This is a genomic window from Enterobacter cloacae complex sp. CDL013 (assembly GCF_049238805.1).
Classification (GTDB): domain Bacteria; phylum Pseudomonadota; class Gammaproteobacteria; order Enterobacterales; family Enterobacteriaceae; genus Enterobacter; species Enterobacter hormaechei_C.
On the sequence record NZ_JBMKGT010000006.1, the window covers coordinates 1 to 23,650 of the forward strand.

The 23,650-nt window shown below is 52.7% G+C and carries 23 protein-coding genes, 1 pseudogene and 1 other annotated feature; of the genes and pseudogenes, 17 read left to right on the plus strand and 7 right to left on the minus strand.

Annotated features, from left to right (window positions below):
• Positions 1-202 precede the first annotated feature (202 nt).
• Both ACOTXD_RS12935 and ACOTXD_RS12940 read right to left on the minus strand, forming a co-directional pair.
• On the minus strand, positions 203-1,036 hold the full coding sequence (locus tag ACOTXD_RS12935; RefSeq protein ID WP_421766423.1) for an ArsR family transcriptional regulator: 834 nt from the start codon (positions 1,034-1,036) through the stop codon (positions 203-205).
• Between the two features lie 57 nt (positions 1,037-1,093).
• The gene (locus tag ACOTXD_RS12940) at positions 1,094-1,267 is read right to left on the minus strand and encodes a hypothetical protein (RefSeq protein ID WP_023306402.1); all 174 of its coding nucleotides are present in this window, start codon (positions 1,265-1,267) and stop codon (positions 1,094-1,096) included.
• A gap of 2,339 nt (positions 1,268-3,606) precedes the next feature.
• Between ACOTXD_RS12940 and ACOTXD_RS12945 the strand changes: the two genes are divergently transcribed.
• The 3 genes and pseudogenes from ACOTXD_RS12945 to wcaA all read left to right on the plus strand — a co-directional run bounded on the left by ACOTXD_RS12945 (position 3,607) and on the right by wcaA (position 5,591).
• A complete protein-coding gene (locus tag ACOTXD_RS12945; protein ID WP_023306404.1) occupies positions 3,607-4,185 on the plus strand; it encodes a tyrosine-type recombinase/integrase in 579 nt (192 codons plus the stop codon).
• A 200-nt stretch (positions 4,186-4,385) separates the two neighbouring features.
• Positions 4,386-4,688: pseudogene (locus ACOTXD_RS12950) on the plus strand (pentapeptide repeat-containing protein); the annotation flags it as partial.
• Positions 4,689-4,721: 33 nt separating this feature from the next.
• Positions 4,722-5,591: a colanic acid biosynthesis glycosyltransferase WcaA gene (gene wcaA, locus ACOTXD_RS12955; protein ID WP_072201505.1), complete on the plus strand. Its 870-nt coding sequence runs from the start codon at positions 4,722-4,724 to the stop codon at positions 5,589-5,591.
• Positions 5,592-5,980: 389 nt separating this feature from the next.
• Here the strand turns inward: wcaA and ACOTXD_RS12960 are convergent, their stop codons facing one another.
• Both ACOTXD_RS12960 and rnm read right to left on the minus strand, forming a co-directional pair.
• Positions 5,981-6,601: an L-threonylcarbamoyladenylate synthase gene (locus ACOTXD_RS12960; RefSeq protein ID WP_025756578.1), complete on the minus strand. Its 621-nt coding sequence runs from the start codon at positions 6,599-6,601 to the stop codon at positions 5,981-5,983.
• Entirely contained in the window at positions 6,598-7,491 is an 894-nt protein-coding gene (gene rnm / locus ACOTXD_RS12965) for an RNase RNM (protein WP_023314252.1), read from the minus strand. The genes ACOTXD_RS12960 and rnm overlap by 4 nt, the downstream gene beginning before the upstream one ends.
• A gap of 127 nt (positions 7,492-7,618) precedes the next feature.
• On the opposite strand from rnm, the gene trpL reads away from it, so the two are divergent.
• The 8 genes from trpL to yedF all read left to right on the plus strand — a co-directional run bounded on the left by trpL (position 7,619) and on the right by yedF (position 15,906).
• Positions 7,619-7,663: a trp operon leader peptide gene (trpL, locus tag ACOTXD_RS12970; protein WP_071524153.1), complete on the plus strand. Its 45-nt coding sequence runs from the start codon at positions 7,619-7,621 to the stop codon at positions 7,661-7,663.
• Positions 7,640-7,734, plus strand: a sequence feature (Trp leader region). (Overlaps the previous gene by 24 nt.)
• Positions 7,735-7,757: 23 nt before the next feature.
• Positions 7,758-9,320 (plus strand): anthranilate synthase component 1, encoded by a 1,563-nt coding sequence (locus tag ACOTXD_RS12975; protein WP_045343250.1) that lies wholly within the window; start codon positions 7,758-7,760, stop codon positions 9,318-9,320.
• Positions 9,320-10,915, plus strand: coding sequence for a bifunctional anthranilate synthase glutamate amidotransferase component TrpG/anthranilate phosphoribosyltransferase TrpD (gene trpD / locus ACOTXD_RS12980; RefSeq protein ID WP_048244299.1), 1,596 nt, complete (start codon positions 9,320-9,322; stop codon positions 10,913-10,915). Before ACOTXD_RS12975 ends, trpD begins: the two co-directional genes overlap by 1 nt.
• A 3-nt stretch (positions 10,916-10,918) precedes the next feature.
• Positions 10,919-12,277 carry a bifunctional indole-3-glycerol-phosphate synthase TrpC/phosphoribosylanthranilate isomerase TrpF gene (gene trpCF / locus ACOTXD_RS12985; protein ID WP_050870698.1) on the plus strand — a complete coding sequence of 453 codons (1,359 nt, stop codon included), beginning with the start codon at positions 10,919-10,921 and terminating at the stop codon, positions 12,275-12,277.
• 10 nt (positions 12,278-12,287) lie between these two features.
• Positions 12,288-13,481 (plus strand): tryptophan synthase subunit beta, encoded by a 1,194-nt coding sequence (trpB, locus tag ACOTXD_RS12990; RefSeq protein WP_003856780.1) that lies wholly within the window; start codon positions 12,288-12,290, stop codon positions 13,479-13,481.
• Positions 13,481-14,290: a tryptophan synthase subunit alpha gene (gene trpA, locus ACOTXD_RS12995; protein ID WP_032609356.1), complete on the plus strand. Its 810-nt coding sequence runs from the start codon at positions 13,481-13,483 to the stop codon at positions 14,288-14,290. Before trpB ends, trpA begins: the two co-directional genes overlap by 1 nt.
• Before the next feature lie 174 nt (positions 14,291-14,464).
• Positions 14,465-15,676: a selenium metabolism membrane protein YedE/FdhT gene (gene yedE / locus ACOTXD_RS13000; protein WP_421766424.1), complete on the plus strand. Its 1,212-nt coding sequence runs from the start codon at positions 14,465-14,467 to the stop codon at positions 15,674-15,676.
• Positions 15,673-15,906: a sulfurtransferase-like selenium metabolism protein YedF gene (gene yedF / locus ACOTXD_RS13005; protein WP_003856774.1), complete on the plus strand. Its 234-nt coding sequence runs from the start codon at positions 15,673-15,675 to the stop codon at positions 15,904-15,906. Before yedE ends, yedF begins: the two co-directional genes overlap by 4 nt.
• Before the next feature lie 286 nt (positions 15,907-16,192).
• Here the strand turns inward: yedF and ompW are convergent, their stop codons facing one another.
• A complete protein-coding gene (ompW, locus tag ACOTXD_RS13010; protein WP_003856769.1) occupies positions 16,193-16,825 on the minus strand; it encodes an outer membrane protein OmpW in 633 nt (210 codons plus the stop codon).
• A gap of 282 nt (positions 16,826-17,107) precedes the next feature.
• Here ompW and ACOTXD_RS13015 point away from each other — a divergent pair, with 282 nt between their 5' ends.
• The 5 genes from ACOTXD_RS13015 (at position 17,108) to yciA (ending at position 21,695) form a co-directional block, all read left to right on the plus strand.
• Complete coding sequence (locus tag ACOTXD_RS13015) at positions 17,108-17,512, plus strand: YkgJ family cysteine cluster protein (protein WP_003856766.1); 405 nt, start codon at positions 17,108-17,110, stop codon at positions 17,510-17,512.
• Between the two features lie 25 nt (positions 17,513-17,537).
• Complete coding sequence (locus ACOTXD_RS13020) at positions 17,538-18,281, plus strand: YciC family protein (protein WP_061856457.1); 744 nt, start codon at positions 17,538-17,540, stop codon at positions 18,279-18,281.
• Between the two features lie 13 nt (positions 18,282-18,294).
• Complete coding sequence (locus tag ACOTXD_RS13025; RefSeq protein WP_003856762.1) at positions 18,295-18,834, plus strand: septation protein A; 540 nt, start codon at positions 18,295-18,297, stop codon at positions 18,832-18,834.
• 180 nt (positions 18,835-19,014) lie between these two features.
• Positions 19,015-21,201: a TonB-dependent siderophore receptor gene (locus tag ACOTXD_RS13030; RefSeq protein WP_047051556.1), complete on the plus strand. Its 2,187-nt coding sequence runs from the start codon at positions 19,015-19,017 to the stop codon at positions 21,199-21,201.
• Positions 21,202-21,299: 98 nt separating this feature from the next.
• Complete coding sequence (gene yciA / locus ACOTXD_RS13035) at positions 21,300-21,695, plus strand: acyl-CoA thioester hydrolase YciA (RefSeq protein WP_003856759.1); 396 nt, start codon at positions 21,300-21,302, stop codon at positions 21,693-21,695.
• 38 nt (positions 21,696-21,733) lie between these two features.
• Here the strand turns inward: yciA and tonB are convergent, their stop codons facing one another.
• Positions 21,734-22,444: a TonB system transport protein TonB gene (gene tonB / locus ACOTXD_RS13040; RefSeq protein ID WP_126501377.1), complete on the minus strand. Its 711-nt coding sequence runs from the start codon at positions 22,442-22,444 to the stop codon at positions 21,734-21,736.
• Positions 22,445-22,665: 221 nt separating this feature from the next.
• Between tonB and ACOTXD_RS13045 the strand changes: the two genes are divergently transcribed.
• On the plus strand, positions 22,666-22,962 hold the full coding sequence (locus ACOTXD_RS13045; RefSeq protein WP_003856755.1) for a YciI family protein: 297 nt from the start codon (positions 22,666-22,668) through the stop codon (positions 22,960-22,962).
• A 33-nt stretch (positions 22,963-22,995) separates the two neighbouring features.
• Here the strand turns inward: ACOTXD_RS13045 and leuE are convergent, their stop codons facing one another.
• Complete coding sequence (leuE, locus tag ACOTXD_RS13050) at positions 22,996-23,631, minus strand: leucine efflux protein LeuE (protein WP_022651359.1); 636 nt, start codon at positions 23,629-23,631, stop codon at positions 22,996-22,998.
• Positions 23,632-23,650 lie beyond the last annotated feature (19 nt).

Consider the following 23,650-nt stretch of genomic DNA (forward strand, 5'->3'; position numbering starts at 1 on the left):
ACTGATGATCTGTTCGTCGGAAAAACGCTTCTTCATGGGAATGTCCTCATGTGGCTTATGAAGACATTACTAACATCGGGGTGTATTAATCAACGGGGAGCAGGTCATTTCTAACACACGCTTTCCAGCGTCATTAATCTGAATACGGTCAACGCCGTATTTCACTAAGTATTGTATCAATTAGTCCTCCTGGTTAAAATGGCTACAAGCGCCCTGTTATTTCGAAGAGATTCCTCTTCATTTTCAAATGTTCTATTGCGGCTGGGTTGGTTAGTTTCCCCTGACTTTCGAATAACACGAGGTATGGCAGATCGTAATCCTGGAAAACTAAGAAGCGATCAGATGCGTCGTTTAACCTTTCAAAGGCTAACCCATCAAAACGTTCGTCTCGTGGCGTTTTAAACTCGAATGGGGAAATGGCTTGCTGATTGGCTGGTGCTTTCTTTGGCGTTGGTTTCTTCGTGGGCTTTGGCTTCGGTGTTGGCTCCACTTTTTCCGGCGCTGGCGCTTCTTCTTCCGGCATATCGTCAAACTCGCACATCGGATCGGCTTCTGGAACAGGTTGCTTTTCTTCCTGCACCTCTGGCGCTACGTCTTCTTTGGCATTGCCAAAAACTGGATGTTTCAGACAATCCACCCAATCAGGATCGGCTTTATCTTCCAGCGCGTTACGATCACGTTCTAAGAGGAAGTTTTCCGGCGTGAGCGGTGTAACAGTCCATTGATTGGATCGCTTTGGATTATCACTGGAAATAAGACCGATCTTTCCCAGCTTTGCAACAATACGTGTTGCCGTTGCTGGGCTGACACCAATACTTTGACCAAGCTGATCGACGTTATCGTAATAAGTACCGCCCAACTCTTTCACGAAGTAATAGTAGCGATGCCGCATCCTGACGTAAAAATCTTTGTCATTGTTTGTGAGTGACTCTGTAATGCCTGATTTCAGATTGGTGATCCTGGTGCATTCGAGAAATGCTGTTTCAGATGGAACATAATCGAAATCGTTAGTATCGATGTATTTTATTTTGGTCATTGGTTATTATTCCTTGTTTGTCGTCACCGCTTGCGCGGTTAATAGGTGAGTTTGGGATCACTTGCCCTCTGTTAATTTCTCCGCGTGCTGGTCAAGAATAGAAAGAATGTATTCTCTTACGGTAATTCTCTGCGCTCTCGCTGCCTTAAAAAGGGCTTGAAACGTTGAATCATCAATTTTCAGAGTAGTGAATGCCTTCCCCTTTGGGGTTGCGTTTATAATGTCGCTCATATGGTTTCTCCTTCTGGTTTATTCGTTGGCGGTGGTTTCAGCCTGTTCAGCTTTCCATTGATCGTAAAGTTCGATTCCTTTACGCAATCTTTCAGCGTGTTCCAAATATCCTTGACGCTGTGCTGCTGCTCGCTGGCTGTTAAGTGCCTTGCGGGTCTTGTCTCCAGTTTTCAAAGCCTCGAAGACAAGTTCTGGATTAAAATACTTAATGTTGATTCTCCTTGCGTGAGATAAACGAAAACACCGTCCAGGGGAGAACGTTATTAACGTTGCCTGATAGTGCGGTGTGATTTGGATTGTTTGGGTCAGGCTGGATGCCTAATAAGATGACGGGATGAATGCTTTCCTCACCCGACAAAACTTACTATAACATGAAATGATTTCAAAGTCAATAGCTAATTTCAAAATTAAGTGAATTAAAATTTTAACACACTCAGGCTATTTGTTCAACCCCTTCTCACACTAACAAAACCTCCTGTATCGCGTTCTGAGAGCTTTTGTGATATCAGTAGTATCTGCATTCCCTACCATCTCAAAACCGCTTACAGCGCGTCTGAGGCGTTCTATTCGCATCACTTCCGCCCTCTGGCACTTACCGAAACCAATAGCACAACTACTGAGGGATAACGTTAGTTATCAGGATAGTAGGTGATGGTATTGGATTGAGGCTGGATGAACTGGAGCTATCAGCGACCAGTGAAGCCTTAGCCGTGGGCTAACTTTGCATGGATGAAATGCGGAGCATGGAAGACAGGCAGAAGTTATGCCGAAAGACATTGCGCACACGGCGCATAGCTTCTGTGCCTCGTTTCACGAGGGCGAAGCCCTGGCACAATCACATACAGATGCGCTGATCGCTGCGTCGTGAGCGGCTGACCGAGTAGCCACCCAAAGGCGAATCAGGTCACTTGCCAGGCGACACACGCCAGCAAAGCGAATCTTTCACAAGATCTTCTAAAAGCTCTCTTTTAGAGATCGCTTTTAGATCTCTCTTTGTATAGCACCTCAATTTGAGGGTTATCCTGCCAATCTATCCCTCATTTTGAGGGTTATATCTTGAGTTTATCCCTCAATTTGATGGCTATCCGATTATCACAGGTGCAAATACACCTCAATTTGAGGGTTATCCAAAGTACCGATCAGACCTTCAGCCAACGTAGCCCGAAAGGAAGCGAAGTAAGGCTGCTTGCCAGGAGTGACGGCGATTGACGCCAGGCAAATGATCTTTGCGACCAGCGCAAAAGGTCAAATCCACAAACATAGTCTTATAGATCTTAGTATTATAATTAAGTAGTCTTATAGTGTGACATAACGTCACAGAAGTAGTTTGTAAGTGTGACATAACGTCACAGAAGTAGTTTGTAAGTGTGACATAACGTCACAGAAGTAGTTTGTAAGTGTGACATAACGTCACAGATAGGACGATTAGTATGTGTGACGCTCCGTCACATAGTCGGGTTTTTCCTGTATGTCATCATGCAGACATACGGGTTTTTCCTGTATATCCAGTTAACCAACATCTGAACATACGGGTTTTTCCCGTAAATTACGAGAGTGACAAAACGTCACTTTCAGCCCTTCACCCAACGAATCGCACATGCAACAATCCTAAGAACAGCCAGAGGAAAATATTAGGTTATCCCTATCGAAACCCCACATTAATAACGTCAAAACCTATCTTAAATGACAGGTAAAGATCCTGGGTAAATGTAAGCTAAAGTAGATTGTTCACTTTCATTGTCAGAATGATCAGTTTAGCCAAACCGTTGTGTAGTGCTGAATACAGCGCCATTTGTCATGAAAACTACTTTGCACCCGTGCCAGATTCGTTGAACGAGTTTTCTAAATTGAAACGATGTTTCTTTTTCCATGCCAAAACCCGCCAATTAATTAGCATTCTAATCATTTCTTGATGCAATCAACTCAGGTGAGAATTATTATCATCTATCGTGCAATATCGCCCCGCTTCGATACACATTAGAAAAGTGTATTCTGTAACTTGTTGATTTAACTTATTCAGTACACTTTTCCATCACTTCACCGTGCGAACAGGGGTAACACCCCACCATAGAAAATAAATTTCTTGACATAACCACAGTTTTATGAATCATTGATAAAATTTAATTTATTTTTATTTTTCAATTAGTTACAGATATTCGGTACTGACAGGCGGCAGAATTGGGGCGGCCTCGATCACGCCGTTAAGCAACTCAAGCAACCGCGCACACATTTTGATCATTTTGTGCTCTTCTTAAACATACGTATCGTACAACCTGTTGAAAATGATCAATTTCTGATCAATGATGTTTTCACCGAAACGAACATAAGGAGGGGTAAAGATGAAAGGTATTAGTCAGGCGCTAAAGAGTGCAGACGAAGTTAAGGCAGTAGCAGCAGAGCTACAGCGCAACGCCAGAAGCAACCTGTTTTATTGCTTGTGGGTGTTTATGTATGAAAGCGGTCTACGTATCTCTGATGTGCTCAAACTCCGGTACGAAGATGTAGAAGGGCAATCTCACCTTAAGGTGAAGCAGGAGAAAACCGGAAACGTAGTGAGGCCAAAGGTGACAGCCGCGATGCTGTCAGCCGTAGCGCAACGTAAGGCAGAGCAAGCCGATATGCCAGTGAAGACGGATTTCATCTTTAGCAAGGGCGATCTACGTAGTAAAGGCAACGCAGTAACCCGTAACACGGTATTCACTGAATTTGGGAAGATGGGACGTAGAGCCGGATTCTCTAACGTGGGCTGCCATACGCCGCGAAAAAGTCGGGGGCGAATCCTATTCGAAAATGGTGTAGCTATTGAAACTATCGCCCATTTCCTGGGGCAGACAGATCCACGTTCAACCATGTATTACATCGGGTACGGTCAGGACGTGCAGGACGATTTAACAGAGGAGTTTTCTTTAGAATGGTGATCACCATGAAAAGTTTGAATGTGCTGACGTTGGCAGTTTTGCCATCCTTGGCGAACGCCAGACGACTATAAACAAATGTTACATAACGTCAGTTTGTCTTTGGGAATATTTCTGAAAATGAATGGGTACAATTGCAGAATGATATGGGGAGTGATTAACTGCAAGCCTAATTTATTATCGATACTCACAGTAAGCTGAACATGAACAGCAAAAATAGAATTCAAAAAAAACTGCTGAAATATCATCACATTGACCTTAAGAACCCTCGTCACCAGTCGGATCTGGCAGGTTCGGACCTGCGGTTTATGGATCTTAGGAGGTTTAACTTGCGTAATATTAATTTATCGGGTTGCGATCTTTCGTTCAGCGATCTTCGGGGAGCCGATTTCTCATATGCCTCTCTGAAAGGGGCAAATCTCAGCCACTGTAAAACGGAAGGGGCGATTTTCAGTCACGCGAACTGTACCGGAGTGGACTTTTCAGGGAGTGACATACAAAAAGCTACTTTTACTGGGGCACTGACAGAGCGTGTGGATATTAGCAGCGACACGCTTTCATCCCGACCGCTCATCTCCGTCTATATGCCTACCTGGAACCGTGAAACACTGACGATCAGGGCTATACAATCAGTATTGAAACAGGATTATACACACTGGGAACTCATTATTATCGATGATTTCTCATCGTCATTTGATAAACTTCAGACTTATATCGCCGATCTGAATGACCCGCGCATTACCTACATCCGCAATGAATTTAATTCCGGAGCCTGTGCCGTCCGGAATCAGGCGATACGAATGGCCAAGGGATATCTGATAACGGGTCTGGATGATGATGATGAATGGCTGCCGACACGCCTGTCCTCCTTTCTTGCCTGCCAACATAAACTTCAACAGCACAGCTTCTTATACGCTGATGATTACCTTTGCGACAGCACCGGATACAAGCACCTTAATGAATTACAGGTTTACCCTAAACCTCCCTATAAAAAGAACCTGTTTGATAAGCGGAATATTATCGGCAACCAGATGCTTACTTTAACCAGCCGGATGCAGCAGGTTCTGTTTGATGAACACCTGACCGCCGCTCAGGATTATGATGCATTCTACCGGTTGGCTGAAACCTATGGCGATCCTTTCAAACTGGACGTGATAACTCAGGTGCTATATGTCAATCACGGTGAGGTCCGCATCACCTGCTCAGGACGTAAGTTTTCAGGTTATCTGGATTTTTACCGGAAGCACAAAGCAAAATTAGACGTATCGAGTAAAAAATATCAGCTTTTCACCCTGTACTACATTCGCAACAAAAGGATGCGACCACAAACGCTAATGAATCTGATGACATTACGCAATCTGAAACGCTATCTGATGATGTATTCCAGCTTCCGGAACAGGAAGTTCTAACACGTGCATATGATGAGAGGATAATTACAGTTAGGTATTGTTCCAGATGGGATAGTCTTCGCGTTTACTATCAAGCATAATTTCGACAAATGAGCGTTGTCTTTGAGCGAGAGAATCGATGAGGCTTTCCAATTTGTCGTATTAATACCAAGTAAGGAACAGTACCAACGAAGACAGGAATGGTAGGGAAACGTGTACATACATGATGAGAGTCGAGATGTAGCTAATGGCTGTCACACAAGCTGGTAATAACCATTAACCGAGACACATTAACTAATTGATTGCAAAATATTTAATATTTATCTTGTGCGCCTTCACAGGCGTCGAATCAGGTCAAAAACAGGGCGGCGCCCTGCTTTGATGGCCGCGTAGTATATCTGCTTACACCCTTACAAGAAAGGCTTAACATCGCCCACGCCTTCACGAATGACTTCTGGCGTGTCTTCGGTGAGATCCACCACGGTGGTCGGCTGCTGGCCAAGATAGCCGCCATGGATAATCAGCTCCACCACCTTCTCCAGACGATCTTTGATCTCTTCCGGGTCGGACTCGGTAAACTCACTGCCCGGCAGCATCAGCGATGTGGAGAGCATCGGCTCGCCGAGGGTTTCCAGCAGCGCCTGGGCAATCGGGTTCGACGGCACGCGCATGCCGATGGTTTTACGTTTTTCCTGCAACAGACGACGCGGCACCTCTTTTGTCCCTTTCAGAATGAAGGTGTAGTTACCGGGCGTGTTGTTCTTAATCAGGCGAAAGGCCACGTTATCAACATAAGCGTAGGTCGACAGTTCAGAGAGATCGCGACACATCAGGGTGAAGTTGTGGCCGTCCGGCAGCTGGCGGATGCGACAGATGCGCTCCATCGCCCCTTTGTCCTCAATTTTACAGCCCAGCGCGTAGCCAGAATCGGTTGGGTAGACAATAACGCCGCCTTTGCGGACGATCTCCACGGCCTGATTAATCAGACGTGGCTGGGGGTTATCCGGATGGATATAGAAAAACTGACTCATACTTCCCTCTCTTCAATTTGCTGTGGCTGTTCCCAGAGCTGCCAGACAGGCTCAACGCCCGCGGGTAACCAGAGCTTGCGCCCCAGTTCAATCCACGCGCAGGGCTGATGGAAATCTGAACCCTGTGAGCCAAGCAGGCCAAACTGACGGGCGTAGGTCGCGAGCTGCGAACGTTCATTGGGTGCCTGCTGACACTGGGCAACTTCCATCGCCTCACCGCCGCATTCGGCAAAGTGTGCCAGCAGTCTTTTCAGCCATTTAGCAGAAAGATTATACCGCCCCGGATGGGCCAGCACGGCCTTACCGCCAGAATGATGAATCACATCAATAGCTTGTTTTATTGTACACCACTGTGGGGGAACGTATCCGGTTTTCCCGCGCGCCAGATACTTTTTAAAGACATTCGCCATGGTCGTCGCCTTACCAGCGTCCACCAGAAAACGGGCGAAATGGCCGCGCGTCACCGCCCCACCGTTCGCCAGCTTTCGCGCGCCTTCCAGCGCACCGGGAATATGCGCTTTTTCCAGACGTTCGCCAATCATCTCCGCGCGTTGATTGCGGCGTGTTTTTTGTTCTTGCAAAAAAGCACGCATGGCCGGATGTTCTGTATCGATGTTCAGGCCAACGATATGAATTTCGTGGTTTTCCCAGACCGTCGAGATCTCAACCCCGGCCACCAGATCCAGCGCCAGTCCGCTGCGGACAATCTCGGCGCGCGCGGCGGGAATGCCGTCAGTGGTATCGTGATCGGTTATTGCCAGCGTGCCGACACGCATTTCAACGGCGCGATGGACCAGAGCTTCGGGTGTCAGCAGGCCATCTGAAGCCTGCGTATGGCTGTGTAAATCATAAATTACGGCGTAGGTGGTATCGCTCAAAGCACTTCCCATAACAGGTTGGAGACATCCGAAGCCCCTATGATACCGACTAACCGTGAAATACTGAAATCAGGGGTTGACAACACGTCATCGAACTAGTTAACTAGTACGCAAGTTCACACGAGAAAGGTATCTGAAAATGACAGCACATTTCGCTCTGCACGGTTGGTGGCGTACTTCCTGATCTTCGGGCAGTGTCACGCGTCTGCGATAAGCAAACAGATACCCAGCCCGCTACCCAGCGGGCTTTTTTTTGAACAGAATATGAGAACAACAACATGCAAACAGCCAAACCCCACCTCGAACTGCTGACCTGCGAGGCGGCCTATCGCCATAACCCTACCGCGCTGTTTCATCAGGTGTGCGGCGCACGTCCCGCGACGCTGCTGCTGGAATCTGCTGACATCGACAGCAAGGACGATCTCAAAAGCCTGCTGCTGGTTGACAGCGCGTTACGCATTACCGCGTCGGGTGACACCGTCACTATTAAGGCGTTATCTGAGAATGGCGCGTCGCTGCTGCCGCTGCTGGATGCGGCTCTGCCTTCAGGTATTGAAAATGAGCGTCATCCGGACCTGAGAATTCTGCATTTCCCACCGGTAAGCCAGCTGCTGGATGAGGATGCCCGCCTCTGCTCGCTCTCCGTTTTTGACGCCTTCCGTCTGCTGCAAAATTTGGTGGCCGTACCGGAAGATGAGCGCGAAGCAATGTTCTTTGGCGGGCTGTTTGCTTACGACCTGGTTGCTGGCTTTGAAGATTTACCCCAAACCGAGCAGGGTAACCGCTGCCCGGACTACTGCTTCTACCTGGCCGAAACCCTGCTGGTGATCGACCATCAGAGAAAATACACCCGCATCCAGGCCAGCCTGTTCACGCCGTCTGCGTCTGAGAAAAATCGCCTCGCGCAGCGCATCGCCCAACTGCAACAGCAGATGTCGGAAGCACCGCCCGCACTCCCGGTGCAGCGTGTTGAAAAGATGACCTGCGAGGTGAGTCAGACCGACGATCAGTACGGCGCGGTGGTGCGTCAGATGCAAAAAGCGATTCGTGCCGGGGAGATATTCCAGGTGGTGCCGTCCCGTCGCTTCTCACTACCCTGCCCGTCGCCGCTGGCGGCTTACGATGTGCTTAAAAAGAGCAACCCAAGCCCTTACATGTTCTTTATGCAGGACAATGATTTCACCCTGTTTGGCGCGTCGCCGGAAAGCTCCCTCAAGTACGACGCCACCAGCCGCCAGATTGAGATCTACCCGATAGCGGGAACCCGCCCACGCGGCCGTCGTGCCGATGGCTCCCTGGACCGCGATCTCGACAGCCGCATTGAACTGGAAATGCGTACCGACCATAAAGAGCTCTCCGAACACCTGATGCTGGTTGACCTGGCGCGTAACGATCTGGCACGCATTTGCACGCCAGGCAGCCGCTACGTGGCGGACCTGACCAAAGTCGACCGCTACTCCTTCGTCATGCACCTGGTCTCCCGGGTGGTGGGTGAACTGCGCCACGACCTCGACGTTCTGCACGCCTACCGCGCCTGCATGAACATGGGCACCCTGAGCGGCGCGCCGAAAGTCCGCGCTATGCAGCTGATCGCCGAAGCGGAAGGACGCCGTCGCGGCAGCTACGGTGGTGCCGTGGGCTATTTCACCGCTCACGGTGACCTTGATACCTGCATCGTGATCCGCTCCGCCTACGTTGAGGACGGCATTGCCACCGTCCAGGCCGGGGCCGGGATTGTGCTGGATTCTGTTCCGCAGTCGGAAGCCGACGAAACCCGCAGTAAAGCGCGCGCGGTACTGCGCGCCATTGCTACCGCACACCATGCACAGGAGATTTTCTGATGGCTGACATTCTGCTGCTCGATAATATCGACTCCTTTACCTACAACCTGGCAGATCAGCTGCGTGCGAATGGTCACAACGTCGTTATCTATCGCAACCACGTTCCGGCCCAGACGCTGATTGACCGTCTGGCGACCATGCAAAACCCGGTGCTGATGCTCTCCCCGGGCCCAGGCGCACCGAGCGAAGCAGGCTGTATGCCTGAGCTGTTGACCCGTATGCGCGGCAAGCTGCCGATTATCGGCATCTGCCTTGGCCATCAGGCGATTGTCGAAGCCTACGGCGGTTACGTGGGTCAGGCGGGGGAGATCCTGCATGGCAAAGCGTCAAGCATTGAACATGACGGTCAGGCGATGTTTGCCGGGCTGCCGAACCCGCTTCCGGTAGCGCGTTACCACTCGCTGGTTGGCAGCAACATTCCGGCCGGGCTGACCATTAACGCCTCGTTTGAAGGGATGGTGATGGCGGTGCGTCATGATGCGGATCGCGTCTGCGGGATGCAGTTCCACCCGGAATCTATCCTGACGTCCAACGGCGCGCGCCTGCTGGAGCAAACGCTCGACTGGGCGCTGCAAAAGCTGGAGCAGACCAACACCCTGCAACCGATTCTGGAAAAACTGTATCAGGCTCAGACCCTGAGCCAGCAGGAGAGCCACCAGCTGTTCTCCGCCGTCGTGCGCGGCGAGCTGAAGCCTGAGCAGCTGGCCGCTGCGCTGGTGAGCATGAAAGTGCGCGGCGAAAGCCCGCAGGAGATCGCCGGCGCGGCAACCGCGCTGCTGGAAAATGCCGCCCCGTTCCCGCGCCCGGACTACCCGTTTGCCGATATTGTCGGGACCGGTGGCGACGGCAGTAACAGTATCAATATTTCCACCGCCAGCGCCTTTGTGGCCGCGGCATGCGGTCTGAAAGTGGCGAAACACGGCAACCGCAGCGTGTCCAGCCGTTCAGGATCGTCCGACCTGCTGGCAGCTTTCGGTATCAACCTGGACATGAACGCCGAGCGTTCCCGTGAAGCGCTGGATGACCTGGGCGTCTGTTTCCTGTTTGCGCCGAAGTATCACACCGGTTTCCGCCACGCGATGCCGGTTCGCCAGCAGCTTAAAACCCGCACGCTGTTTAACGTGCTCGGTCCACTCATTAACCCGGCGCACCCGCCGCTGGCGCTGATTGGCGTTTACAGCCCGGAGCTGGTCCTGCCGATTGCGGAGACGCTGCGCGTCCTCGGTTACCAACGCGCCGCCGTGGTACACAGCGGCGGGATGGATGAAGTTTCCCTGCATGCGCCCACGCTGGTGGCGGAACTGAATAACGGCGAAGTGCTGAACTATCAGCTTGAGGCCGCTGACTTCGGGTTGACCCCGTACCATCAGGACGCCCTGGCGGGCGGCACGCCGGAAGAAAACCGTGACATTCTCACGCGCTTATTACAAGGTAAAGGTGAGGCCGCCCATGAGGCCGCCGTGGCGGCCAACGTAGCCATGCTGATGCGTTTACATGGCGAGGAAGATCTAAAAGCCAACGCCCAAAAAGTTCTGGCCGTACTGCGCTCCGGTGCAGCTTACGATCGCGTTACCGCACTTGCGGCAAGAGGGTAAATAATGCAGACCGTTTTAGCGAAAATCGTCGCCGATAAGGCCATCTGGGTGGAAGCCCGCAAGCAACAGCAGCCGCTCGCCAGTTTTCAGAATGACGTCGTTCCGAGCAGCCGTCGTTTTTATGATGCGCTCCAGGGCGCGCGTACCGCGTTTATTCTGGAGTGTAAAAAAGCGTCTCCGTCCAAAGGCGTGATCCGCGACGATTTCGACCCGGCGCGTATTGCCGGTATTTACAAGCATCATGCGTCTGCCATTTCTGTGCTGACGGATGAGAAATATTTCCAGGGCAGCTTCGATTTTCTGCCCGTAGTCAGCGGCATCGCGCCGCAGCCGATTCTGTGCAAAGACTTTATTATCGACCCGTATCAGATCTGGCTGGCGCGCTTTTACCAGGCCGATGCCTGCCTGCTGATGCTCTCCGTGCTGGATGACGAGCAGTATCGCCAGCTCTCCGCCGTCGCGCACAGCCTGAATATGGGCGTGCTGACCGAAGTGAGCAACGAAGAGGAGCTGGAGCGCGCCATCACGCTGGAAGCAAAAGTGGTCGGCATTAACAACCGCGACCTGCGCGACCTGTCGATTGACCTCAACCGTACGCGCCAGCTTGCGCCGCGTCTGGGCGCGGGCGTCACGGTGATCAGCGAATCCGGGATAAACAGCTACGCTCAGGTGCGCGAACTCAGCCACTTTGCCAACGGTTTCCTGATCGGCTCCGCGATGATGGAACACGACGATCTTAATGCGGCCGTGCGCCGCGTGCTGTTGGGTGAGAACAAAGTCTGCGGCCTGACCCGTGAACAGGATGCGCAGGCCGCATATGAAGCGGGCGCAATCTATGGTGGTCTGATCTTTGTTGAGTCCTCTCCTCGCGCCGTTAATGAGGAACAGGCGCGCAAGGTGATGGCGGCTGCGCCACTGAACTACGTGGGCGTGTTCCGCGATGCGGATATTAACGACGTTGCGGCTAAAGCGGACGCGTTATCCCTGAGCGCGGTTCAGCTGCATGGCGATGAAGATCAGGCGTACATTGATGCTCTGCGACATGCTCTGGCGCCTCAGGTTCAGATCTGGAAAGCGCAAAGCGTTGGCGCCACCCTGCCCGCGCGTAACCTGAAGCATGTTGATAAATACGTGCTCGACAACGGCCAGGGCGGCACGGGGCAGCGTTTCGACTGGTCACTGCTGCGTGGCGAAGTGCTGGACAATGTCCTGCTGGCGGGGGGATTAAGCCCCGATAACTGTGTGGAAGCGGCCAAAACCGGCTGCGCCGGCCTCGATTTCAATTCAGGCGTAGAGTCCCAACCGGGCATTAAAGACGCCAGCAAGCTGGCATCGGTATTTAAAACTCTGCGTGCATATTAAGGAAGAGAAGATGACGACATTACTTAACCCGTATTTTGGTGAGTTCGGTGGGATGTATGTCCCACAAATCCTGATGCCCGCGCTGCGCCAGCTGGAAGAAGCGTTCGTGAGCGCACAGAAAGATCCGGCGTTTCAGGCGGAGTTTACTGACCTGCTGAAAAACTACGCCGGTCGTCCGACGGCGCTGACAAAGTGCCGCAACCTGACCGAAGGCACTAAAACTACGCTGTATCTTAAGCGTGAAGATCTGCTGCACGGTGGCGCGCATAAAACTAACCAGGTGCTGGGCCAGGCGCTGCTCGCGAAGCGGATGGGTAAAACCGAAATCATCGCCGAAACCGGCGCGGGGCAGCACGGTGTGGCCTCAGCGCTCGCCAGCGCCCTGCTCGGCCTGAAATGCCGCATTTACATGGGGGCGAAGGACGTTGAGCGCCAGTCGCCAAACGTGTTCCGTATGCGTCTGATGGGGGCGGAAGTGATCCCGGTGCACAGCGGTTCTGCCACGCTGAAAGATGCCTGTAATGAAGCGCTGCGCGACTGGTCTGGCAGCTACGAAACCGCCCACTACATGCTCGGTACCGCCGCGGGCCCGCACCCGTTCCCGACCATCGTGCGTGAATTCCAGCGCATGATCGGCGAAGAGACTAAAGCGCAGATCCTCGAAAAAGAGGGTCGCCTGCCGGATGCGGTGATCGCCTGCGTTGGCGGCGGATCTAACGCCATCGGCATGTTTGCCGATTTTATCGACGAAACCAGCGTTGGGCTGATTGGCGTTGAGCCTGCCGGCCACGGCATTGAAACGGGCGAGCATGGTGCGCCGCTGAAGCATGGCCGCGTGGGGATCTACTTCGGCATGAAGGCCCCAATGATGCAGACCGATGAAGGGCAGATTGAGGAGTCTTACTCGATCTCTGCCGGGCTGGATTTCCCGTCCGTAGGGCCGCAGCACGCGTTCCTGAACAGCACCGGCCGCGCGGATTATGTCTCCATCACCGATGACGAAGCGCTGGAGGCCTTCAAAACGCTGTGCCGCAATGAAGGGATCATCCCGGCGCTGGAGTCTTCCCACGCGCTGGCGCACGCGCTGAAAATGATGAAGGAAAACCCGGAAAAAGAGCAGCTGCTGGTGGTAAACCTTTCCGGTCGCGGTGACAAAGATATCTTCACCGTTCACGATATTCTGAAAGCACGAGGGGAAATCTGATGGAACGCTACGACAACGCATTTGCACAACTGAAAGCGCGCCAGGAAGGCGCGTTCGTTCCCTTCGTGACGCTGGGCGACCCCGGCCCGGAGCAGTCGCTGAAGATTATCGACACCCTGATTGATGCCGGTGCCGACGCGCTGGAGCTCGGTATTCCGTTCTCCGATCCGCTGGCGGATGGCCCGACCATTCAGAACGCAACGCTACGCGCGTTTGCCGCGGGCGTGACGCCGAGCCAGTGCTTTGAAATGCTGGCGGCGATCCGTCAGAAGCACCCGACCATTCCGATCGGCCTGCTGATGTACGCCAACCTGGTGTTCAGCCGCGGTATTGATGCGTTTTACGCAGAGTGCGCCCGCGTGGGCGTTGACTCCGTGCTGGTGGCTGACGTGCCCGTTGAAGAGTCTGCGCCATTCCGTCAGGCGGCAATGCGCCACAACGTCGCGCCGATTTTCATCTGTCCACCGAATGCCGATGACGATCTGTTGCGCCAGATTGCCTCTTACGGACGAGGTTACACCTACCTGCTCTCCCGTGCGGGCGTCACCGGTGCGGAAAACAAAGCCGCGCTGCCGCTGCATCATCTGGTGGAGAAGCTTGCAGAATACCATGCTGCACCGCCGCTTCAGGGCTTTGGCATTTCCTCACCGGATCAGGTTACTGCGGCGATTGACGCGAAAGCCGCCGGGGCCATTTCGGGTTCGGCTATCGTGAAAATTATCGAGAAGAACGTGGATAAGCCACAGCAGATGCTGGCTGAATTACACGCATTCGTCACATCCATGAAAGCGGCCACGCGCAAGGCGTAACCGTTAACACCGTCTGGCCCCGGCGTCAGGCGGTTTTCCCTCCTCTCTTCCTGAAAGAAGCAGGTCAAAATTGATCCTGTCGATATTTTCGGTGTGAATGACTTTCCAAACTTTCGCGTAAGCGTATGATCTGGGCTCTTTTTAGCGTTACCCTTCTGAGTTCAGAGGTTATTCATGTCATGGTATTCCTTCAAACAGACTTACCTGGTTAAGTTCTGGTCACCTGTTCCGGCCGTTATCGCGGCAGGCATTCTCTCTACCTATTATTTCGGTATTACCGGCACCTTCTGGGCTGTTACGGGCGAGTTTACCCGCTGGGGTGGGCAGCTATTACAGCTGGCAGGCGTCCATGCCGAAGAGTGGGGCTACTTCAAACTGATCCATCTTGAGGGCACACCGCTGACCCGCATCGACGGGATGATGATCATTGGCATGTTCGGCGGCTGTTTTGCGGCCGCGCTGTGGGCCAACAACGTTAAGTTGCGCATGCCGAAAAGCCGCATCCGCATTATGCAGGCCGTGGTCGGCGGCATCATTGCCGGGTTTGGCGCTCGTCTGGCGATGGGCTGTAATCTGGCCGCGTTCTTTACCGGCATTCCGCAGTTCTCGCTGCATGCCTGGTTCTTTGCCGTCGCCACCGCCATCGGCTCCTACTTCGGTGCTAAATTCACCCTGCTGCCGCTGTTCCGCATTCCGGTGAAAATGACGAAAGTTAACGCTGCCTCTCCGTTAACGCAAAAACCCGATCAGGCGCGTCGTCGCTTCCGCCTCGGTATGCTGGTCTTTTTTGCCATGGTTGCCTGGGCGATTTGCACGGCGATGAATCAGCCCAAACTCGGTCTGGCCATGCTGTTCGGCGTCGGTTTTGGTCTGCTGATTGAACGCGCGCAGATCTGCTTTACCTCCGCGTTTCGCGATATGTGGATCACCGGACGAACCATGATGGCGAAGGCGATCATTGCCGGTATGGCCGTGAGCGCGATCGGCATCTTCAGCTACGTTCAGCTCGGCGTGGAACCGAAAATCATGTGGGCGGGCCCAAATGCCGTGATTGGCGGGCTGCTGTTTGGCTTTGGCATTGTGCTGGCGGGCGGGTGTGAAACCGGCTGGATGTATCGCGCTGTGGAAGGCCAGGTGCATTACTGGTGGGTGGGTCTGGGTAACGTGATTGGCTCTACCCTTCTGGCCTGCTACTGGGATGACGTCTCTCCGGTGCTGGCAACAAACTGGGACAAGGTCAACCTGCTGAAAACCTTTGGTCCACTCGGGGGGCTCCTGGTGACCTATGCCCTGCTGCTCATCGCCTTCTTACTGGTTGTTGCACAAGAGAAGCGCTTCTTCCGACGCGCCACCGCCAAAACTGAAACTCAGGAGAATGCCGCATGAAAGAGATCGTGCCTGATTATCGTCTCGATATGGTGGGTGAACCTTGCCCTTACCCGGCCGTCGCCACGCTTGAAGCGCTACCGCAGTTAAAGAAAGGTGAAATTCTGGAAGTGGTGAGCGATTGCCCCCAGTCGATCAATAACATTCCGCTTGATGCCAAAAATCACGGCTATACCGTGCTGGATATCCAGCAGGACGGACCAACCATTCGTTATTTAATTCAGAAGTGATTTCACGATCGAAAAAGGCCTCTCAGAGGCCTTTTCTAGTTTACTGGCTTTGGCCACCGTCGTCGTCTGAGCTTCGGCAGGCATGAATGAATGGTGAGACGTGTTCCGCAAACGGAACAGATAGCACCGTGAGGTAGGCTATGTGCTGGGCTGAACGTCGTGAACTGAAACTGTTTACCTGCACAAACCGGACACTCAAATTTGATGTTGGGGATATCCCCTCCAGACAGGTGTGTGGAACAACCACCATACAGCAATCACCGGCTGACAGGGGATATATCTTCTGTCAGAAACGATAGCCTGCTGAGAACATAAATACCCACGGATCCAGACGGGTATTGATACTTTGCTGCTGCCCGCCAGCTTTAAAGCGCACGTCCGTATCAATGTCCATATACCAGACAGAGGCGTTGATCAGCCAGTCACGATTAATCAGATAATCCAGACCAACCTGTCCCGCCATGCCCCACGAGTCTTTCAGGCTGAGATCGGAGAGCCCGGCCTCTTTACCGGTATCGTTAAATTTCTCATCAAAGAAGGTGGTGTAGTTAACGCCTGCACCAATATAAGGGCGCACCTTGCTGCTGGAATCTCCGAAGTACCACTGCGCCATCAGCGTTGGTGGCAAATGGTGCACCGTGGCAATGTCCCCGGTCGGTCCTAAACCGACGCGGTGACGGAATGGCGTGGCGGCTAAAAGCTCGACGCCAATGTTATCCGTTGCCATATACGTAAACGTCAGGCCTAACTGGGTGTTATTGCTGACGTTAAACCCGCCCATACCCAGCACATTGTCGGACCCTTCCGTTGGACGTACCGTTGCCGAACCGGCACGAATAAAGAATTCACCTGCTTCATGCGCGTAAGCGCCGCCAGAGAGACTGCTTAAGATAAGGGCTGCCACCGCTAATTTTTTCATATCCGCTCCATCGTTGTGGTTTTAATTGCGGAGGAGAATATACTCACAAATGAGTAATAAGTGATCTAACACAGATCACATTAAAACCAGTAAGTTAACATTCATTGATCTAGGTTAATTTTTGGTGACACCTCATAAAGCAATAAGTTGTTACCGCGTCAATTTTTGGCATTTCATGGTTACAAAATTTTCTGTTTTCCCTCTCTTGCGCTTCCTGTAGCGGCTGGATAATTTATCGCTCTCACAATGTGATTTGATGCGTTCTACTTTTGCAGGTGTGCCATGAGTGATCATAACCCGTGCATGACGTGCGGAGCCTGTTGTGCGTATTTTCGAGTCTCTTTCTATTGGGCTGAAGCCAGCGATGGCGGCGGCACCGTTCCGGTCGATCTCACTGAACCCTTAACCCCTTTTCTGCGCTGTATGCGCGGCACCAATCAAAAACAGAGCCGCTGTGTGGCACTGGAAGGTGAACCTGGGGTATCCACCCGCTGCTCCATTTACGCGGATCGCCCCAGCCCGTGTCGCACTTTCGCGATGTCGGGAGAGGATGGGCAGGTCAATGAGGCATGCAATCGCGCCCGCGCCCGCTATGGATTACCGCCGCTTTACAAAGATATGCTTTTCCATACAAGCCTTGATGCTGCCACCAGCGTGTTATCCGGTGTACAATTGCCGGCTAATTAACACCTGCAATACTCAAGGAGAGTGCATGTCTATCACGGCGAAGTCTGTCTACCGTGACACGGGAAATTTTTTCCGCAATCAGTTCATTACCTTTTTACTGATCGCGTTGTTGTGCGCCTTTATTACGGTGGTGCTGGGTCATGCGTTCTCACCCAGTGATGAACAGATTGCCACGCTGAGCCAGGGGGATCATCTTGCAGGCAGCGCAGGGTTGTTTGACCTTGTGCAGAATATGACGCCTGAGCAACAGCAAATCTTGCTGCGCGCATCTGCGGCATCTACCTTCTCGGGTCTGATTGGCAACGCCATTCTGGCGGGTGGCGTGTTGCTGATGATCCAACTGGTATCTGCCGGCCAACGCGTCAGCGCGTTACGTGCAATCGGGGCCAGTGCTCCGGTGCTGCCAAAGCTGTTTATCCTCATCTTCCTGACCACGCTGCTGGCCCAGATGGGGATCATGTTGGTGGTCGTTCCGGGCGTGCTGCTGGCTATCGTGCTTTCATTCGCGCCAGTAATGGTTGTGCAGGACAAACTGGGCATTTTCACCGCCATGCGCAGCAGCATCAGGCTCGCATGGGCCAATATGCGACTGGTCGCCCCGGCCGTTATCAGCTGGCTGCTGGCCAAGACTCTGCTGTTGCTGTTTGCGCCGAATTTTGCGGTGTTAACGCCAAACGTCGGAGCGGTTGTCGCCAATACGCTGAGCAATCTGATTTCAGCCGTGCTGCTGGTCTATTTGTTCCGCCTGTACATGTTAATTCGTCAGTAACTGGGATCGCAGAATGAAGCAGTTTCTTGATTTTTTACCGCTGATCGTATTTTTCGCTTTTTATAAGCTGTACGACATTTATGCCGGCACGCTGGCGCTGATTGTGGCAACGGCTGTGGTGCTGATTTACAGCTGGGTTCGCTATCGCAAAGTTGAAAAGATGGCGCTCATCACCTTCCTGATGGTGGCGGTGTTTGGTGGCCTGACGTTGTTCTTCCACAATGATGAATTTATCAAATGGAAGGTCACGGTGATTTACGGCCTGTTTGCGGGCGCACTCCTCATCAGCCAGTGGGTGATGAAGAAGCCGCTGATCCAGCGCATGCTGGGGAAAGAACTGACCCTGCCGCAGGCTGTGTGGGGGCGTCTGAATATCGCCTGGGCGCTATTTTTTATTCTGTGTGGTCTGGCGAATATCTATATCGCATTCTGGCTCCCGCAGAATATCTGGGTCAACTTCAAGGTGTTTGGCCTGACGGCGCTGACTCTTATCTTCACCCTGCTCAGCGGCGTTTATATTTATCGCCACATGCCGCAGGATGACAAGCACTGATCCTTCTGGCCAGATCGCCACGCGGTCTGGCCTCTTTTCCCGCCTTCTCTTTTCTCTACATCCTTCCTGCGAAAATGTCTGAATCATGAAGATTTTATGGAGATTGCTGTCACTTTATTGTAATGAGAATGACTATCATTAATATTCGTCATCGCATTTTTAACAAATGGAAATGAGTTGATGAATAACATAATAAGATTTGCCCCGGCTACACTTACGCTCGCCATTTTTTCAACGCTATACCAGAGCGCGCACGCAGCGGAAGATCCTCTCGCCGATGGTGAAACAATGGTTGTTCAGGCCACCGCTGAAGAGGCGCTGAAGCAACAGCCGGGGGTTTCCATCATCACGGCAAAGGACATAGAAAAGGATCCACCGGTTAACGATCTTTCAGAAATTATTCGCAAAATGCCCGGGGTTAACCTCACCGGAAACAGCGCGACAGGCAGCCGCGGCAACAACCGCCAGATCGATATCCGCGGTATGGGGCCGGAGAACACGCTGATTCTGATTGACGGTGTGCCGGTGACGTCACGTAACTCGGTGCGCTACAGCTGGCGCGGGGAGCGCGACACCCGCGGGGATACTAACTGGGTTCCGCCAGAGATGGTTGAGCGCATTGAAGTGCTCCGGGGACCTGCTGCCGCCCGCTATGGTTCGGGGGCGGCCGGCGGCGTCGTCAACATCATTACCAAACGCCCGACCAACGACTGGCACGGCTCGCTCTCCCTGTACACTAACCAGCCTGAAAATGATAAAGAGGGGGCGACGAAACGCGCTAATTTTGATCTGAGCGGCCCTCTTGCGGGCGATGCGTTAACGATGCGCCTGTACGGGAATATCAATAAAACTGACGCAGATGCTCAGGACATCAACACCGCGCAAAATGGCTCTTACGCCGCCGGACGTGAAGGCGTGCGCAACAAGGACATCAATGCCCTGCTCTCCTGGAAACTCACGCCACAGCAGATTATCGATTTCGACTACAGCTACAGCCGCCAGGGCAATATCTACGCGGGTGATACTCAATACAGCAACAGCAACGTCAGCCCTGACGGTCTGGTGTCGTCCCTGTATGGACACGAAACCAACCGAATGTACCGCCAGTCTTATGGCATTACGCACAACGGCATCTGGGACTGGGGTCAGTCAAAGTTCGGTGTCTATTATGAAAAGACCAACAACACCCGCCTGGAAGAAGGCTCTACGGGCAAAGTTGAGGGGATGATCAATAGCGATAAATACGATACCAGCCGGCTGGAGTCATACCGTTCAACGGGTGAACTGAACATTCCTTTCTTCTGGCTGGTCGAACAGACGCTAACCGTGGGTGCAGAATGGAATCGTGATGAACTGAACGATCCGGCCTCAATGCAGGCGACAAATGTGTCGGGAGAAGTGATTAACGGCGTTCCCGGCACGGCTTCTGAGCGCAACAGCAAAAACAGCGCTGACCTCACCGGCATCTATCTTGAGGACAATATTGAAGCGCGTCAGGGCACCAACCTGATCCCGGGGCTCCGCTTTGATTATCACAATCAGTTTGGCAGCAACTGGAGCCCGAGCCTGAACGTCTCTCAGGATTTGGGTGACATGTTCAAGGTTAAAGCGGGTATCGCTCGGGTATTTAAAGCGCCAAACCTGTATCAATCCAGCGAAGGCTATCTGCTTTCCACCCGCGGCAATGGCTGCCCGAACAACGTTTCCGAAGGAAGCTGTTACCTGTTAGGTAACCCGGATCTGGATCCTGAAATCAGCGTGAACAAAGAGATTGGCCTGGCCTTTGCGCTGGAAGGCTACGAGGCGGGCATAACCTGGTTCCGCAACGATTACAAAAACAAGATCGTTTCAGGAACGGATGTGCTGGGCCAGACAAGCAGCGGCGCAAATATCCTTCAGTGGCAGAACGGAGGAAAGGCTGTCGTTGAGGGGCTGGAAGGCAACCTCACCGTCCCGGTTATCCGCGACACGCTAACCTGGCGTACCAATGCGACGTATATGATTCAGTCTGAAAGTAAGGACACCGGCAACCCTCTGTCGATTATTCCAAAATATACCGTCAACACGATGCTCGACTGGCAGGTTAGCAGCAAACTTTCAGCGAACCTTAGCTGGACGATGTATGGCCGCCAGAAGCCAAGAGAAAATGCTGAAATCCGCAAAGAGCAGAATGCGATGTCAGATAAAGAGATTGGCGCCTATTCCATCGTTGGGATCGGCAGCAATTATCAGCTGACAAAAGATCTCCGCCTGAATGCCGGGATCAGCAACCTCTTTGATAAGCAGATTTACCGAGAAAATGACGGTGCATCGACCTATAACGAACCAGGCCGTGCGTATTACGCAGGCGTGACCCTGTCCTTCTGACCCTAAGGCGCCTGCTCTGCGGGCGCTAACCCTATTCTCTCCAGCCAGAAATCATAGTAGCATCCCGCCTGAAGTCTTCAGTTACGAGTTTAAAAACAATGACAACAAATGACGCCCCACAGGGCGAACTGGTTTTACGCACACTGGCAATGCCTGCGGATACGAATGCCAATGGCGATATTTTTGGCGGCTGGTTGATGTCGCAGATGGATATGGGCGGTGCAATCCTGGCAAAAGAGATTGCACACGGGCGCGTGGTGACAGTCCGGGTCGATGGCATGACCTTCCTGCGCCCTGTCGCGGTGGGGGACGTGGTGTGCTGTTATGCACGCTGCGTAAAACGCGGCAATACGTCTGTCTCCATCAACATTGAAGTATGGGTAAAAAAAGTCTCTTCTGAACCGATTGGTCAGCGCTATAAGGCGACGGAAGCATTATTCATCTATGTGGCGGTGGATAGCGACGGTAAGCCCCGCCAGCTCCCACGGAGCTGATCCTCAGGTAAAAAAAAGCCTCCTTGCGGAGGCTTCTTTTATTCCATCTGTGCCCCGCCGTTCAGGCGGAAGACAATGTTCACAATCAACCCATTGCCGGGTTTACCGGCTTCATAGCGCCACCTGCGCATGGCCGATTTAACTTCACGTTCAAACATATTCGCCGGCTGTGCGGACAGGATTTCCACGTTATCGACACGTCCATCGGCCGTAACGTCGAATTTCACCCGTACACGCCCTTCAATACGTAACGCCTGAGCACGTGCCGGGTACTGCGGCTGGTTACGGCTCAGCGCGCGCGGGCCTGCTGGCGCCGTTACCGTCGGTTTTGTCGCGGTCGTGGTGTTATTCATCAGCGGACGTGACGGGGCGACATTTTCAACCGGCTGCGTGGCGCGTGGCTCAACCGGACGCACTTCGCGTTTCGGACGCTCTTCCACCTTTTTGACCGGCTTAGGTTTCGGCTCCGGCTTATGGATCACCACCGGCGCTTCTTTCGGCGGTTCAGGAACCGGCTCGGGCTCTGGCTCTGGCTCGGGTTCAACAACGGGCTGTGGCGGCGGCGGCGCAACCTGCGGCGGCTCAAGATCCGCAGGCGATACCATGGTCACAGAAATTGGCTGCGCGGGCGCCGGCATTTCAATAACCTGATGAACCGAGGTATAGAGCAGACCCGCCACGACAGCACCGTGAATAACGACGGAAAGCAGCGTCGGCCATGGAAAGCGGCGAGGTAAATCAAGGGTCATCGAAGTCATAATCATCAACGTTAAAAAACCGAACCTTGATTTTAAATGCAAATAGCAATCATATTCAATAAGACACTTTGTCCTGGCGCAATTTAAGCGTACATGAGGGCAAAAAAGGGGCATCCAGATCAGGGTTTTAACATTGTTATTATCTTTACATTGCAGTCATTTGTGCTTTCACATAACGTAATTGTCACTTTTACCGGTTAAGGAGCTTTGCCGTGCTTTACGTGATTTACGCTGAAGATGTACCTGATTCTCTGGAAAAACGTCTTTCCGTTCGCCCTGCCCATCTGGCGCGTTTACAGTTGCTACAGGATGAAGGTCGGTTGCTGACCGCAGGCCCGATGCCTGCCGTTGACAGCAACGATCCGGGCGCGGCGGGTTTTACCGGCTCCACGGTGATTGCCGAGTTTGAATCTCTGGAAGCCGCGCAGGCCTGGGCAGAAGCAGACCCGTACGTCGCAGCCGGCGTGTACGAGAAAGTCACGGTTCGTCCGTATAAAAAAGTATTCTGAAACGAAAGGCTCCCTCGGGAGCCTTTTCTTCATTCAGTGCAGCGACGCCAGCCTCGCCGCAAATCCGACAAACAGCAGACCTATCAGCCCGTTCCCCAGCTTCGCCAGTTTCTTTTTGGTTTTGAGGTAACGCGTGACAAACGCGCCTGAGAAAATCAGGAAGCTCATGTACATGAAGCTGATCAGCTCAAGCGTTGTGGCGAGGATCAGGAACGACGTGCCGGTATTCTTCGCATTGACATCAATGAACTGTACGAAGAACGACACGTAAAAGAGAATCGCTTTCGGGTTCGTCAGGCTCAGCACCAGCGAACGCTTAAGGATTGCGCTTGCCGGTTCGGCGCTACTTTCGTGCGCATTTTTTTGACGCATCATAACGGACCAGAGCATTTTCCCGCCCAGCCACAGCAGATAAAACGCGCCCAGATAGCGGACAATATTAAATAATACCGGAGTGGTCTGGATCAACGCGGCGACGCCTGCCCAGGCCAGAAACATCAGCACGGCATCACCAATAAACACACCGGTGGCTGCCAGATAGCCTTTCTTAACGCCGTGGCCAATCCCTGTTTTCAGCACAAACAAGGTGTTCGGTCCTGGAACCAGCACGATAAAAAATGCGCCGACAACATAGGTCCAGAAATTCAGTACACCAAACTCCGCAAACACGTCTTACTCCTTTCGCTCA

Bases quoted from the DNA above. Each gene is read 5' to 3' on its own strand.
- ACOTXD_RS13030 (WP_047051556.1), top strand. From the start codon at position 19,015: ATGAATAACATAATAAGATTTGCCCCGGCTACACTTACGCTCGCCATT.
- ACOTXD_RS12975 (WP_045343250.1), top strand. From the start codon at position 7,758: ATGCAAACAGCCAAACCCCACCTCGAACTGCTGACCTGCGAGGCGGCC.
- yedE (WP_421766424.1), top strand. From the start codon at position 14,465: ATGTCATGGTATTCCTTCAAACAGACTTACCTGGTTAAGTTCTGGTCA.
- trpB (WP_003856780.1), top strand. From the start codon at position 12,288: ATGACGACATTACTTAACCCGTATTTTGGTGAGTTCGGTGGGATGTAT.
- ACOTXD_RS12945 (WP_023306404.1), top strand. From the start codon at position 3,607: ATGAAAGGTATTAGTCAGGCGCTAAAGAGTGCAGACGAAGTTAAGGCA.
- ACOTXD_RS13015 (WP_003856766.1), top strand. From the start codon at position 17,108: ATGAGTGATCATAACCCGTGCATGACGTGCGGAGCCTGTTGTGCGTAT.
- ACOTXD_RS13025 (WP_003856762.1), top strand. From the start codon at position 18,295: ATGAAGCAGTTTCTTGATTTTTTACCGCTGATCGTATTTTTCGCTTTT.
- ACOTXD_RS12935 (WP_421766423.1), bottom strand. From the start codon at position 1,036: ATGACCAAAATAAAATACATCGATACTAACGATTTCGATTATGTTCCA.
- ompW (WP_003856769.1), bottom strand. From the start codon at position 16,825: ATGAAAAAATTAGCGGTGGCAGCCCTTATCTTAAGCAGTCTCTCTGGC.
- trpD (WP_048244299.1), top strand. From the start codon at position 9,320: ATGGCTGACATTCTGCTGCTCGATAATATCGACTCCTTTACCTACAAC.
- trpCF (WP_050870698.1), top strand. From the start codon at position 10,919: ATGCAGACCGTTTTAGCGAAAATCGTCGCCGATAAGGCCATCTGGGTG.
- yciA (WP_003856759.1), top strand. From the start codon at position 21,300: ATGACAACAAATGACGCCCCACAGGGCGAACTGGTTTTACGCACACTG.
- tonB (WP_126501377.1), bottom strand. From the start codon at position 22,444: ATGACCCTTGATTTACCTCGCCGCTTTCCATGGCCGACGCTGCTTTCC.
- ACOTXD_RS12960 (WP_025756578.1), bottom strand. From the start codon at position 6,601: ATGAGTCAGTTTTTCTATATCCATCCGGATAACCCCCAGCCACGTCTG.
- ACOTXD_RS13020 (WP_061856457.1), top strand. From the start codon at position 17,538: ATGTCTATCACGGCGAAGTCTGTCTACCGTGACACGGGAAATTTTTTC.
- trpA (WP_032609356.1), top strand. From the start codon at position 13,481: ATGGAACGCTACGACAACGCATTTGCACAACTGAAAGCGCGCCAGGAA.
- ACOTXD_RS12940 (WP_023306402.1), bottom strand. From the start codon at position 1,267: ATGAGCGACATTATAAACGCAACCCCAAAGGGGAAGGCATTCACTACT.
- yedF (WP_003856774.1), top strand. From the start codon at position 15,673: ATGAAAGAGATCGTGCCTGATTATCGTCTCGATATGGTGGGTGAACCT.
- rnm (WP_023314252.1), bottom strand. From the start codon at position 7,491: ATGGGAAGTGCTTTGAGCGATACCACCTACGCCGTAATTTATGATTTA.